This is a genomic window from Lactiplantibacillus argentoratensis (genome assembly GCF_037290055.1).
Classification (GTDB): Bacteria; Bacillota; Bacilli; order Lactobacillales; family Lactobacillaceae; genus Lactiplantibacillus; species Lactiplantibacillus plantarum.
Genome location: NZ_CP147647.1, coordinates 1,969,989 through 1,983,257 on the forward strand (window position 1 = coordinate 1,969,989; position 13,269 = coordinate 1,983,257).

Below are 13,269 nucleotides of genomic sequence, written 5' to 3' on the forward strand. Positions count from 1 at the left end.
AACTCGTTGACCAATGATTACTTGTTCATAACCATCAAAGCAACAACGAAGGAAATGATAGGCATTGATTCGATCAACCCAACACCGATGAACATGTTAGTCCGTAATTGACCAGATAATTCTGGTTGACGGGCCATCCCTTCAAGCATCTTAGAAATAACCAAACCGTTACCAATACCAGCACCTAAAGCGGCACCAAACATAGCAATACCTGCAGCAATTGCTCCCATAATCTGTGTATCCTCCTTAAAATTAAAAAACTAGAAATTATTCCTCGTCGTTAACCTTCTGAGAAATATAAACTGAAGTCAAGGTTACGAACACGAACGCTTGAATGCTCCCGATAAACACTGAGAAACCTTGCCATAAGAGTTCAATTGGAAATGAGTAAACATAGCTCAACCAACCGTTGCTCTTTGCCAAATCAGCAACCTTCGTTAGTAACATTTCACCAGCAAAGATGTTCCCGAACAGCCGAAGACCTAAAGTTAGGAAATCGGTAAATTGTTCAAAGACGTTGATAACCGAGAATACGGCGAAAGGTTGTGTGTATTCTTTCAAATAACCACCCATACCTTTTTTCCGAACACCTGCAGCATGTGCAAGTGCGACGGTCATAAACGATAACGTCAAAGTCACAATCGGATCGGCGGTTGGACTCTTCAGATACGTGTACTGCCCGACCTGAACGTGAATGAACAATCCAAGTTGGTTAGCGATGAAGATAAAGAGAAACAGTGTAAATGCGTACAAACTAAAGTTAGACGCTTCGTTCCCCTTGATCGACCCTTTGACAATGCCATTCGTGAACTCGATGAGCCACTCCAGCACATTTTGTCCACCCTTGGGCTTCATAGCGATATGTCGCGAAAGTAAAAAGACAAACAAGAACACAATAAGACAAGTCACAACTACTGAGATGTCATTCGCGATATTAAACGTCAGTCCAAGGAATTTGACTGTAGGAACTGGATCACCCACTGAATATCACCTCTTTCCTTTAATTTCGGTGCTACGATAACCTTAACCTTTGAGCTAGTCAACGTCAATTTTATCGTAACCTGAAATGGTAGATCAGGGTCACCCCTAATCAAAATACAAAGGTAATAATACCACCACCGTCGAAAAAATTCAAAATAATTTCAACATTTCGTCAATCAATAAAAATCCAACGATATCAAGCTTTCATTAAGCTTTCAAATCGTTGGATTTTCATCATTTCGACTTTATTTTCATTCTTGACGCGCGCCAAGACAACTTACTTCTCATTTACCGCCGTCTTCGGTAGCACCAGGTTCATCACAATTCCAAGCACCGTGGCAACCGCCAGACCACTGAACTGAAAGCTCCCTAGTTGCAAATAAGCATTGCCAATTCCAATAACCAAAATCGCTGATGCAATCATTAAATTCCGCTTCTGATTAAAATCAACTTTATTATCAATCAGGATTCGCATCCCACTTGAAGCGATTACCCCAAACAGTAGAAAACTGACCCCACCAATCACGGGTGATGGAATACTCTCGATCAACGCAGATAATTTACCTACAAAGCTAAAGACAATGGCAAAGAAGGCGGCACCGCCGAGCACATAAATACTGTGAACTCGCGTAATTGCCAGCACCCCAATGTTTTCACCATAGGAAGTCACGGGTGGGCCACCGACAAAGCCGGCAATAATCGAGGCCGTCCCGTCACCAGCCAGTGTATGGTTCAACCCAGGATCCTTGAAGAAATTCCGCTTGGTCAACTTATTGAGTACCATAATATGGCCCATATGTTCCGACATCGTCACAAAGGCGATCGGTGCCATACTCAGAATCGCGCCCCAATAAATACCCGGATGATAACTAATAAAGGGTAGCTGAAAGGCCGGCATCGCAAACCACTGCGCCTTCTCCACACCAGAAAAGTCAACGATTCCTGCTAACACGGCAATGATATAGCCACAGACGATTCCTAGTAAGATGGGTACTAAACTCATAAAGCCACGCAAGTACATGTTAAAAATAACAGTGAGCAGCATCGTTGCCATCGCGACACCAAAGTATTTGATATCATAACTGCTCCCATTCATCGTCGCGTCCTTCGCCGCCGTTCCTGCGAGCGACAACCCAATCACCATCACGATTGGCCCCACAACAATTGGTGGCAGCGCCTTATCGATCCAGTCTGAACCAATTAACGTGACCAATAAACTAACTAGCAGGTACACACAACCCACTGCGACCGTCCCTTGGGCGATTGCAGGATATCCCGCGGTCTTCATCAGAGACTGCATCACCACGATGAATGAAAAACTCGAGCCCATATACGCCGGAATCTTCCCCCGCGTAATTAAAATATACATTAGCGTCCCGACACCCGAACTGAACAACGCAATCCCTGGATTTAATCCCACCAGGATGGGCACCAATACCGTAGAACCAAACATCGAGAACAGATGTTGCACGGACAAGCCTAACCAACTACCAAGCTTTGGTCGGTCATGAATATCTAGCACGACTTCATCATTATGAAACGCCGCTTTCTTTGTCATAACGCACCCCTTTTATGAATAATTGCAAAAGAAAAGACAGCCCACCACTCAAAGCGGCTAGGCTGTCCGAAATTACGCACGGCTTCCTTAAAAGCGCACGTCCGTTCATCCTTTTCAGCCTCTCTGAGCTAATTTAAAGGAACTGTTTAATTGCAATTAGTCTACTCGTCTCCGAAATAATTGTCAACCAATGTTTGACCCAAACCATTGACACCCGAAAAGAACACGATGTCAGCCCCAAACATCATCATATTTGTGACAACATTCCTGAAATAATGTTACTTTTTTACCCAATAACACCGAATATTCGGACCACACAACCTAACCGCCACCTAAAAACTCCCGATTGTCCAGTATACCCCAACAGTTAATGTCAATAACTACCTATAATATACGCGTTGTGCAACTTATCATTTCACATCAATCTTGATTAAAACGTGCTGGTTGTGTAAGTTCAGAACCAGCCAGCTGAGGCCCACTAGAAACAGTTCGAGTTAGCGTAAAATTGCTTGATTCGTTCGTCCTACGCCGACTTCCAGGCATTTCTGCCAATTGCCGGAACGTGGTGGGCACAGATTTAAGCCGAAGCCCACGTCTTAAATACTGGCCTTTCACTAACCAAGCACAAGACGCTTGCTAAGTGAAATTTCACCACTGGGCATTGTCAGAAACGCCTTCCAGTCGGGACGGTATTCGAATGGCAGACGGAGATGTACCCAACCTTTGATGAATTTGTCATCGTTCTTCATAAACGGTAATTTTGTCAATCAACTGTCAGACTGAAAGTGATATTGAGATAGCTCAACAGGTCTGAATTAGAATAATAAGATTGAAACTCCTGACAAAGTGCCTTATGCATCCTAACCCTTTGTCTAAAGTTCCCGTATCAAAATAGTCAGCGACAAATTGTACCAAGTTAAGTGGCCGTTCATCTGCCATTCGAGCGGCATACCGACTGGAGGGGCTGGGTGACAATGCTCAGTAGCCAAATTATTCTTAGTCGGAAGTGAATTTCTTCCGGCTTAGAATAAGACTCGTATTTGAGACCGGGCGGGTTGTGCACGGGCTCAAATCGACGTCGGCTTACGTTCCAGCAATTGTCACCCAGCCCCGGAGGTCGGAATAGGACGCGCACCGGCTGACGAACAGGAATCTAAACTTGGCACGTTTTAATCAAGATTCGTGACAGATGGGCTTACAGGGGTGGCTGATGGCTAAAGTTGTTCATAATTTTGGAAAGTAAAAAGGTAGGACTACCAGGCATGCCTGGTAGTCCTACCTTTTATCAATGCAACTTACTTCGTACCAAATAACCGGTCGCCCGCATCGCCCAAACCAGGGACGATGTAGCCATCTTCATTTAAATGGTCATCAAGTGCTGCCGTGTAAATATCGATGTCTGGATGTGCGTCCCGTAGTGCCTTAACACCTTCAGGAGCCGCAACTAAACACATAAACTTAATATTACTTGCGCCGCGCTTTTTTAACATATCCATTGCCATGATGGCTGAACCACCAGTGGCTAACATTGGATCAACAACAAATAATTGCCGTTGTGAAATGTCACTTGGTAATTTAACGAAATATTCGACCGGCTTCAAGGTCTTTTCATCCCGGTACATCCCAACGTGCCCAACTTTAGCTGCCGGAATCATGTTTAAGAAACCGTCAACCATGCCTAAGCCAGCCCGTAAGATTGGTACAATGGCGACTTTCTTACCTGCCAACGTTTTTTGCGTTGATTTGGCAATCGGTGTTTCAATTTCAATGTCCTTCAACGGCATATCGCGTGATACTTCGTACGCCATCAACGTTGAAATTTCGTTAACCATTTCCCGGAAGACCTTAGTACCACAGTTCTTTTCCCGAATGATCGTCAATTTATGTTGAATGAGCGGATGATCCAAAACCTCAAACTTACCCATGTTGCTACGCACACTCCTTAGTGATTTCTTTCTATTGTAGCTAATTTAGAGAGAAAAAACCAGACCTGATATAAATTACTTAATCAACATCAATCGGGTGTTGAGCTGTTAACGCCATCGCTTGTTGTTTGACGTCATCGAGGTTTGCCTGATCTGTCGGCGCTTGTAACGCTTGCAAGATCAACTCAGCGACCTTCGTTGCATCGGCTTCATCGAAACCACGGGTCGTAATCGCAGGTGTTCCCAACCGAATGCCTGAGGTCTTGAATGCCCCCAATGTCTCGTTAGGAATCGCTTCTTTGTTGACCGTAATATAAACCGTATCTAACAGATCTTGTACTTGGCGACCGTTCAAACCAGACTTAGTGACATCGATCGTCATCAAATGATTGTCCGTGCCACCAGAAATAACCCGAACCAGGTCAGAGTCATTGAAGACCTTCGCCATCGCCTTGGCATTATCAATGATATGTTGGGCATAAACTTTGAACTCAGGCTGCAAGTCTTCGCCCAAAGCAATCGCTTTACCAGCAATGACGTGATCCAACGGCCCACCCTGATTGCCAGGGAAAACGGCGGAGTTGATCTTCTTACCATACTTTTCTTTTGCTAAAATCATACCGCCACGAGGTCCCCGTAGCGTTTTGTGCGTCGTGGTCGTAACCACGTCAGCATATGGCACTGGGTTTGGATGTAGCCCGGCCGCCACTAAACCGGCGATATGCGCCATATCAACCATCAATAGCGCCCCAACTTGGTCCGCAATCTCACGAAACTTTTTAAAATCGATCAATCGGCTATAAGCAGAAGCCCCTGCAACGATTAACTTTGGTTGAAAATCTTGTGCTTGCGCAAGAATGGCATCGTAGTTTAATTCCTCGGTTTCAGGATCGAGCCCATAACCTTGAAAATCATAAAGTTTACCAGAGAAGTTGACACTAGAGCCATGTGTTAAGTGTCCCCCAGCATCTAGTGACATCCCCATCACCCGGTCACCAGGTTGGATCAGGGCCATATATGCAGCCGCATTAGCTTGGGAACCAGAGTGTGGTTGCACATTAGCATATTCCGCACCAAATAATTTCTTAGCCCGTTCAATGGCTAAGGTTTCCACTTGGTCAACGTATTCGTTACCACCGTAAAAACGGTGGCCCGGATAACCTTCAGAGTATTTATTAGTCAGCACACTCCCCTGTGCCGCCCGGACGCCCTTTGAAACGATGTTCTCAGAAGCAATCAACTCAATATTGTGTTGTTGCCGTGCCTGTTCCTTACTAATCGCAGCCCATACTTCTGGATCTTGTTCCTGGTAATTCATGAATAAATCTCCTCCATTTCGCAAGTGACAACTTTCGGGTTTTCCCGACTTGCAATCATTATACACTAAAATGAGTCTGACCGGCAGATTTATTTAATCGGTTCATGTAAGCAAGCCCAAGCCCTTTATTTTCAAAGGCCTGGCACAGAATATCTTTGATTTCTGTCTCGGTATCGAAGTGTCGTAAACCAGCGAACAGCTCTCGGCTTGCCGATTGAATATCGTTTCCAAGCGAAAATTGTTCGCAATTAGCTGGAATCTGATTGTTAGTTAAAATATCATCCGTTGCCATAACGCCCATAGGTACATCTTGCTGGGCTGCCCATGTTAACGCTTGTGGCCAATCTTCCGAACGATCAACGATATAAACCTGTGCGTTCGGCGCATAGTGCTTATATTTCATCCCCGGCGCCTTAGGAACTTCCTTGGCCCCAACATGGTGCAATTCAGTTTGAACAGGCATACCAATGACCCGCTCGATTGCTTCAGGTGTCACTGCTCCGGGCCGTAGAATCGCAGGTTGATCCGTCGATAGGTCCAGGACCGTCGACTCCACTCCGACTTTAGTCGGCCCATCATCCAAAATACCAGCAATTCTGCCGTGAAGATCATGTAACACGTGCTGGGCCGTTGTCGGACTAGGCTTTCCAGACGTATTGGCGGACGGTCCAACGATTGGTGTTCCCGCTGCACGAATCAAAGCCAAGGTTGCCTCATTATCAGGGTTACGGAAAGCTGCCGTCTGCAACCCACCAGTGACTTCTGGCGCTAATGCGTTCGGTTTCAACTTAAAAATCATCGTCAATGGCCCTGGCCAAAATGCCTTGATCAGCTTCTTGGCTGCTTCCGATAATGGTTGAGCAAACCGCTCAACGGTTTCCACATCGGCAACGTGAACGATCAACGGGTTGTCACTAGGACGTCCCTTTGCTTGGTACACTTGCTTAACGGCAGCCACATTTGTCGCGTCGGCACCCAGTCCATAGACCGTCTCCGTTGGAAATGCGACTAACTGCCCAGCAGTCAACAACGCCGCCGCGGCTGGAATCTCCGCCGGCGTATATACTTTCGTTTCCATAATATTCAAACCTCTACTTTACTATTAATTCATTATTACTTTTATATAATCTTCTTTATTATTTACATGACAGCCTGATCAGCCAATCATGAATTTGAGTAGCACACACGTTGCCTCCAAGTCTAAAGTAGCCAACTTAGAATAAACCTCACATTTGAGATCACCCACTTGTGCGTCAACTCATATCACTAACGCCGTTCACCCAACCCCGAAGGTCGAGAGAGCGTATCGCGAATGAACCGGGACTAGCCATCGGCACTTATCTCAGTATTCCCCTTAAAAAATCAGTCCAACGATTACCGAGTCGGAGCCATTGCAACTCGTAGCATCCGATCGTGACCCGCCATGTCTTGTCGCAGCGTCACGGTCGCGTCTGGCATCGACTGCGCGAAAAGCTGCTGCAAAGCCGACCCCTGATGGTAGCCGAATTCCAAGTATAAGCGACCAGTTGAGGTCAGATGATCGGCCACCGTCATCGCTAACTGCTCGTAAAGCGCCAGCCCCTCGTGGGCAGCAAATAAGGCCGTTTGGGGCTCGTGGGCGAGGACGCTGGCGTCCATGACGTCTTTTTCGCTGGTGGCGATGTATGGCGGATTGCTGACAATAATATCAAACGGCTGCGTTGAAACACTCGTCAGTAGATCACTGTGAACGAACGCAACGTCTAAATGAAGGCGGTCCGCATTGGCTTTGGCAACTTGCAACGCAGCGGTTGAAATGTCGCTGGCCGTAATCTCCCATGCCGGCCGTTCGTGTTTGATTGCCAATGCAATGGCGCCTGAGCCAGTACCAACGTCTAAGAGTCGCACTGGCGCTGTCGCTGGGACATCCGTCAAAATCCAGTCTACCAATTCTTCTGTTTCGACTCTAGGAATAAGCACTGCTGGATTAACTTGTAAGGTCAGGCCATAAAACGGTGCGGCGCCAAGCACGTACTGCACCGGCTCACCAGCAACGACCCGGTCGATTCCCTGTTGATAAGCGCGCCAAACGTCACTGGGTAGTGGCTCGCGATAATGAATGAGTAATTGCGTCTGGTCGAGCCGGCTCAAGCCCAATAACAGGAAGCGAGCACTATCGGTCGGCAACTGGGCCGTTTTTAGACAAAAAGAAGCCCACTGCTGGGCTTCAAAATAAGTGGGTTGAGTGGGCTTATTCATTAGTTAAGCGCTCCATCTTTTCAGCTTCATCAGCTAAAACGAGGGCATCAATAACTTCGTCTAGCTCGCCGTTCATCACTCGGTCAAGTTTGTTGAGCGTTAACCCAATCCGATGATCCGTCACCCGATTTTGTGGGAAGTTGTAGGTCCGAATACGTTCAGAACGGTCCCCCGTCCCAACGGCTGATTTACGTTCAGCATCATATTCGTTTTGTTCCCGTGATTGATAGTAGTCGTAAACCCGGGCGCGCAAGATTTCCATCGCCTTGGCCCGGTTTTGTTGTTGCGAACGTTGGTCTTGCATTGAGACCACGATACCGGTTGGTAAATGGGTCATCCGCACCGCTGAAGACGTTTTGTTGATATGTTGACCACCGGCACCAGATGAACGAAAGACATCGGTCCGAATATCTTTTTGATCAATATCAATGTCCACATCCTGTGCTTCCGGCATAACGCCGACTGTTGCAGTTGAGGTATGGACCCGCCCAGCTGATTCAGTCACTGGTACCCGTTGTACCCGGTGTGCGCCACTCTCATACTTCAGTTTAGAGTAGACCTTGTCACCAGAAATAATCAGAACGATTTCTTTAAAGCCACCGACTTCAGTTTCATTCCGGTCGGCCACTTCTACTTGCCAGCCCTGACGTTCGGCGTACTTCGAGTACATGTTGAACAGGTCCGCAGCAAATAGACTGGCTTCGTCACCACCAGCAGCACCGTGAATTTCCATGATGATGTTCTTGTCGTCATTCGGGTCTTTAGGCAACATCAATAACGTGATTTCATGTTCCAGTTGATCCTTTTCCGCGTTGAGGTTCTTTAAATCATCTTTGACCATCGCGTTCATCTCGTCATCGAGCTTTTCATGAAGCAATTCGTCATTTTCTTCGATCTGACTCGTCACTTCTTTGTAGTGATTATACTTTTCAACCGTTTCACGAATATTACCCATTTCCTTAGATAACTTCATGAAACGTTGAGAATCCGAAATGACTTCCGGATCACTTAACAATTCACCGAGTTCTTCATACCGATCGGCAACGGCTTGTAACTTATCAAAAAACTTATCCATTCTCAGTTAATCCTCACTTTGTTAATTTCGGCGGGTAAAAATAATGATGACGACAAACTGGGTAGTACGCCTCATTACCCCCGATTTGAACTTGTTCGCCTTCATAAACGGGCTGACCATCGTGGAACCGTAAATTCATAATTGCTTTTTTACGACAGAACCAGCAGATTGTCTTCATTTCTTCGATCTTGTCCGCATATAGCAGTAGGTACTTGCTACCTTCGAACAATTCGTTACGAAAATCATTCTTTAAACCAAACGTCATGACTGGAATCTTTAGCTCATCAACAATGTCAGCCAATTCTAGGACGTGATGCTTTTTCAAAAATTGGGCTTCGTCGATTAAAACGCACGCAGCATCCGGATTCGTTTGTTTAACGATCTCAAAAATATTGGTATCATCAAATACCGGCGTTGCTTCACGTTTAAGGCCAATGCGACTTGCAACATAGCCCACACCATCACGATTATCTAAGCCACTCGTTAAGATAATGACCGACTTATCTTGTTCCTCATAGTTATGTGCAACTTTCAAAATTTCAATGGTTTTACCACTGTTCATCGCGCCATATCGAAAAAATAACTGTGCCAAGCGACTCATTCCCCTTTTTTACACATTTCTAGTCAATTATAGCGGATTTGGCCGTGAATTTCAGCATTCTGTCATTAAAACTAATTAACGAATTGATAATATGCGGTTAAATGGCGGGAGTATCACTTTTCTTTTAGGGACGTTCAGTATAAAATACTTGAGAGTAGGACATTTTGTCCGGTAATTATGATTTTAATACCCGGTAGTTGGTCACACTGATCATTTCCCAGGTAAATCAAGAATTAGGGGTACCGATAACTTATGTCAATTAATAGTACATTAGCCACCTGGACGGGTAAATCCGCATATTGGTTTTTACACACCTTCCGTGGCGGTGGGAGCTCACTCCCCGGCAAGTTAGCGCTGAAGCTCGATCCAACGATTTTAAAGCATCTCGCTAAAAACTACGACGTCATCGTCATCACTGGGACCAACGGTAAAACGTTAACGACCGCCTTGACGGTCAAGGTTTTACGTGAACAGTACCCTGACATTTTAACCAATCCAAGCGGATCCAACATGAAGCAAGGTATCGTCACGACCTTTTTACGGGCACCTAAAGCGCACCAAAAGCCACTCGCAGTTCTAGAAGTCGACGAAGCTAACGTAATCATGGTCACCAAGTACATCACACCAAAAGCCTTTGTCTTCACGAACATTTTCCGTGACCAGATGGATCGATATGGTGAAATCTACACGACATATCAAAAAATCTTAGACGGGGTTGCTTTAGCACCTGAAGCGACAATTATTGCCAACGGTGATTTGCCACTCTTCAATGCCAAACAATTGCCTAATCCGATACTGTATTACGGATTTGACTACCAGCCCGACCATGACCAACAAGCGCCAGCAAATACGGATGGCCTGCTTTGTCCGCGTTGTCAGCATATTTTACGTTACCATAGTCGAACTTATAGCAATATGGGCAAGTATTACTGTCCCCACTGCGGTTTTGAGCGTCCACAGTTGGCATACAAATTAAACGCTCTGACTGCCATGACACCGACTAGCTCAGACTTTGAAATCAACGGTCAGGCCATGCATCTTAATATCGGTGGCCAGTATAATATTTATAATGCGCTAGCGGCCTACGCGGTTGGGCGCTTCATGGACGTCACACCAGCTAAAATCGCGCACGCCCTTAGCGACAACGATGAACAAGTCTTTGGTCGACAAGAGACCTTTCACGTTGGCGAAAAGGACGTCACACTGATTCTCGTCAAGAATCCGGTGGGCCTTAACCAAGTCTTGCAAACAATCAGCACCGATGAGCGACCATTCTCATTTGCCGCCCTGCTCAACGCCAACTACGCGGATGGTATTGATACTAGTTGGATCTGGGATGGTGACTTTGAAAAACTACCGGCATTGAATATTCCCGCCTATATTAGTGGCGGTGAACGTTACCGTGATATCACGTTCCGACTAAAAGTTGCTGGCGTACCGGAAGATCAGTTAACCATTGTTCCTGACCTGACCAACATGACGACCGCAATTCAAAAACTACCGACCAAACAAGTCTACGTCGTCGCAACTTACACCGCGATGTTGCAATTACGAAAGCAGCTCGCTAGCCAAGGCATTATTGATGGGGGGATGGCTTAACCATGACTTATACGCTACACGCCGCACACCTCTACGGCGATTTAATGAACACGTACGGTGATATCGGTAACATCTTAGCAATGCGCTACTATGCTAAAGCAGTGGATGCCGACATCACTGTTGACTTAGTCAGCTTGGACGACCCGTTTGACGGCGATAAGTATGACTTCGCCCTCTTTGGCGGTGGTCAAGATTACGAGCAAACGATTGTTTCCAAGGATCTGCAAACGAAAAAAGACGCCTTGACCGCATATATCGAAGCCGGTGGCCCATTATTAGCAATCTGTGGTGGCTTTCAAATGCTGGGCCATTACTACATTGGGGCCCATGGTGAAAAGATCGCGGGTATCGGTGCCTTAGATCATTACACGCTCAGTCAGGATAACAATCGCTTTATTGGTAATATCACTATCGAGAACGCCGAAACCCATCAGACCTATTATGGCTTTGAAAACCATAACGGGATGACCTTCCTGGGTGAAGGTGAGCGGCCCCTTGGTAAGGTCCTCCAAGGCAACGGCAATAACGGGAAGGACCAATCCGAGGGTGTCATCTACAAGAATACCTTTGGTTCTTACTTCCATGGTCCAATCCTCGCCCGCAACGAAGCCCTCGCCAAACGAATCTTAAAACTGTCCTTACAACGTAAGTACCCTGAGGGCAACTTCGATGCACTGGACCAACTCAATGAAGATCTCACTAAAAACGTTGTCGTGAAACCTTAATCCGCAGTACTAAAGAATCGCTCTTAACCCAGTTGCGGGTCAGGAGCGATTCTTTTGGTTTACGATCCACTAGTCCGGATCACAACGCGACTTACTTTTTGGAAGCCCTCTCATTAGTGAACCCCTTTAAGCTATAATAAATATTTATATACTTTTAGATAGTAATTATTAATAAACTGATATTATCAGCTAACATACAAAAAAAGATTGATATTGGCTCTAAGCCAGTATCAATCTTTTTTATCCCATCAGGGGTTTAACTAATTAAGCCTTGGCCCCGGGTTCTGACGCAATAATTTGTAAATCACCCTTCAACGTCCATTGTTTAACATCAAATGGCAAGATGAAGTGGATTCCCTTACTCAATGGATAATCCTGACCATCAACGGTAATGCTCCCTTGACCATCCAGTACGGAGACTAACGTATAAGGTGCCGAACCCCGATTAAAGGTTGCTTGACCGTTCGTTAACCGCCATTGCCAAACACCAAAGAATGGCGATTGGACGTACTTAGTTACCGTGGCGTCCCCAACTTGCGTGGTTGTGATATCAAGATCAGGGTCATGATGCGGCACGTTAGTTGTATCAATCGATTGTTGCAGATGTAGTTCCCGCTTCTGACCAGTAGTCTTATCGACCCGGTCCCAATCATATAGCCGATAAGTCGTATCAGAACTCTGTTGGGTTTCCAATACCATAATCCCCTTACCAACGGCATGAATCGTACCAGATGGTACATAGAGAAAATCGCCGGGTTTCACGGGAACTCGCCGTAACAACTTATCCCACTCACCATTGTTGATCCATTCGGCGAGCTGTTCACGAGTCTTGGCATGATGACCATAAATCATCGTTGCACCTGGCTCAGCCGCAATCACGTACCAGCATTCAGTCTTGCCGAGTTCGTGTTCGTGTTCAGCTGCGTACGCGTCATCCGGATGCACTTGCACTGATAAGTCTTCACTAGCATCCAGGATTTTGGTCAATAGTGGGAAGACATCCCCCTTGGCATTACCAAATACATCGCGGTGCTCTGCCCATACCTGATCCAATGTCATACCAGCATACGGCCCATTTTCGACCGTCGCTGGCCCATGTGGATGGGCCGAAATTGCCCAGCATTCTCCAGTATGATCACTAGGAATATCATAATCAAAATCGTCATGTAATTTGGTACCGCCCCAAATTTTTTCATGGAACACTGGCTTCAAAAAGTATGGCTCACTCATAAGATTTACTCACTCCATT

At 46.0% G+C, this 13,269-nt stretch carries 12 protein-coding genes; 2 read left to right on the forward strand and 10 right to left on the reverse strand.

What is annotated here, in order from left to right; genetic code table 11:
• Window positions 1-17: 17 nt before the first annotated feature.
• The 9 genes from atpE to V7R88_RS09370 form a co-directional block, all read right to left on the reverse strand.
• Window positions 18-230 carry a F0F1 ATP synthase subunit C gene (atpE, locus tag V7R88_RS09330; RefSeq protein ID WP_003639224.1) on the reverse strand — a complete coding sequence of 71 codons (213 nt, stop codon included), beginning with the start codon at window positions 228-230 and terminating at the stop codon, window positions 18-20.
• A 37-nt stretch (window positions 231-267) separates the two neighbouring features.
• Window positions 268-981 carry a F0F1 ATP synthase subunit A gene (gene atpB, locus V7R88_RS09335; RefSeq protein WP_054398643.1) on the reverse strand — a complete coding sequence of 238 codons (714 nt, stop codon included), beginning with the start codon at window positions 979-981 and terminating at the stop codon, window positions 268-270.
• Between the two features lie 277 nt (window positions 982-1,258).
• Window positions 1,259-2,539 (reverse strand): uracil-xanthine permease family protein, encoded by a 1,281-nt coding sequence (locus V7R88_RS09340; protein WP_054398645.1) that lies wholly within the window; start codon window positions 2,537-2,539, stop codon window positions 1,259-1,261.
• Window positions 2,540-3,834: 1,295 nt separating this feature from the next.
• Complete coding sequence (upp, locus tag V7R88_RS09345; RefSeq protein WP_054398647.1) at window positions 3,835-4,464, reverse strand: uracil phosphoribosyltransferase; 630 nt, start codon at window positions 4,462-4,464, stop codon at window positions 3,835-3,837.
• Between the two features lie 79 nt (window positions 4,465-4,543).
• On the reverse strand, window positions 4,544-5,782 hold the full coding sequence (gene glyA / locus V7R88_RS09350) for a serine hydroxymethyltransferase (protein WP_054398649.1): 1,239 nt from the start codon (window positions 5,780-5,782) through the stop codon (window positions 4,544-4,546).
• A gap of 58 nt (window positions 5,783-5,840) precedes the next feature.
• Window positions 5,841-6,860, reverse strand: coding sequence for an L-threonylcarbamoyladenylate synthase (locus V7R88_RS09355; RefSeq protein WP_054398651.1), 1,020 nt, complete (start codon window positions 6,858-6,860; stop codon window positions 5,841-5,843).
• A 296-nt stretch (window positions 6,861-7,156) separates the two neighbouring features.
• Window positions 7,157-8,020 carry a peptide chain release factor N(5)-glutamine methyltransferase gene (gene prmC / locus V7R88_RS09360; protein ID WP_057717337.1) on the reverse strand — a complete coding sequence of 288 codons (864 nt, stop codon included), beginning with the start codon at window positions 8,018-8,020 and terminating at the stop codon, window positions 7,157-7,159.
• Window positions 8,013-9,095 (reverse strand): peptide chain release factor 1, encoded by a 1,083-nt coding sequence (gene prfA, locus V7R88_RS09365; protein ID WP_054398655.1) that lies wholly within the window; start codon window positions 9,093-9,095, stop codon window positions 8,013-8,015. The genes prmC and prfA overlap by 8 nt, the downstream gene beginning before the upstream one ends.
• 13 nt (window positions 9,096-9,108) lie before the next feature.
• Window positions 9,109-9,687, reverse strand: a complete 579-nt coding sequence (locus tag V7R88_RS09370) for a thymidine kinase (protein WP_003644660.1) — start codon at window positions 9,685-9,687, stop codon at window positions 9,109-9,111.
• 261 nt (window positions 9,688-9,948) lie between these two features.
• Here V7R88_RS09370 and V7R88_RS09375 point away from each other — a divergent pair, with 261 nt between their 5' ends.
• Entirely contained in the window at window positions 9,949-11,295 is a 1,347-nt protein-coding gene (locus V7R88_RS09375; RefSeq protein WP_057717338.1) for a Mur ligase family protein, read from the forward strand.
• Window positions 11,296-11,297: 2 nt separating this feature from the next.
• Complete coding sequence (locus V7R88_RS09380) at window positions 11,298-12,020, forward strand: type 1 glutamine amidotransferase (RefSeq protein WP_054396264.1); 723 nt, start codon at window positions 11,298-11,300, stop codon at window positions 12,018-12,020.
• 264 nt (window positions 12,021-12,284) lie between these two features.
• On the opposite strand, the gene manA is transcribed toward V7R88_RS09380, so the two are convergent.
• Window positions 12,285-13,250, reverse strand: coding sequence for a mannose-6-phosphate isomerase, class I (gene manA, locus V7R88_RS09385; protein ID WP_054396265.1), 966 nt, complete (start codon window positions 13,248-13,250; stop codon window positions 12,285-12,287).
• Window positions 13,251-13,269 lie beyond the last annotated feature (19 nt).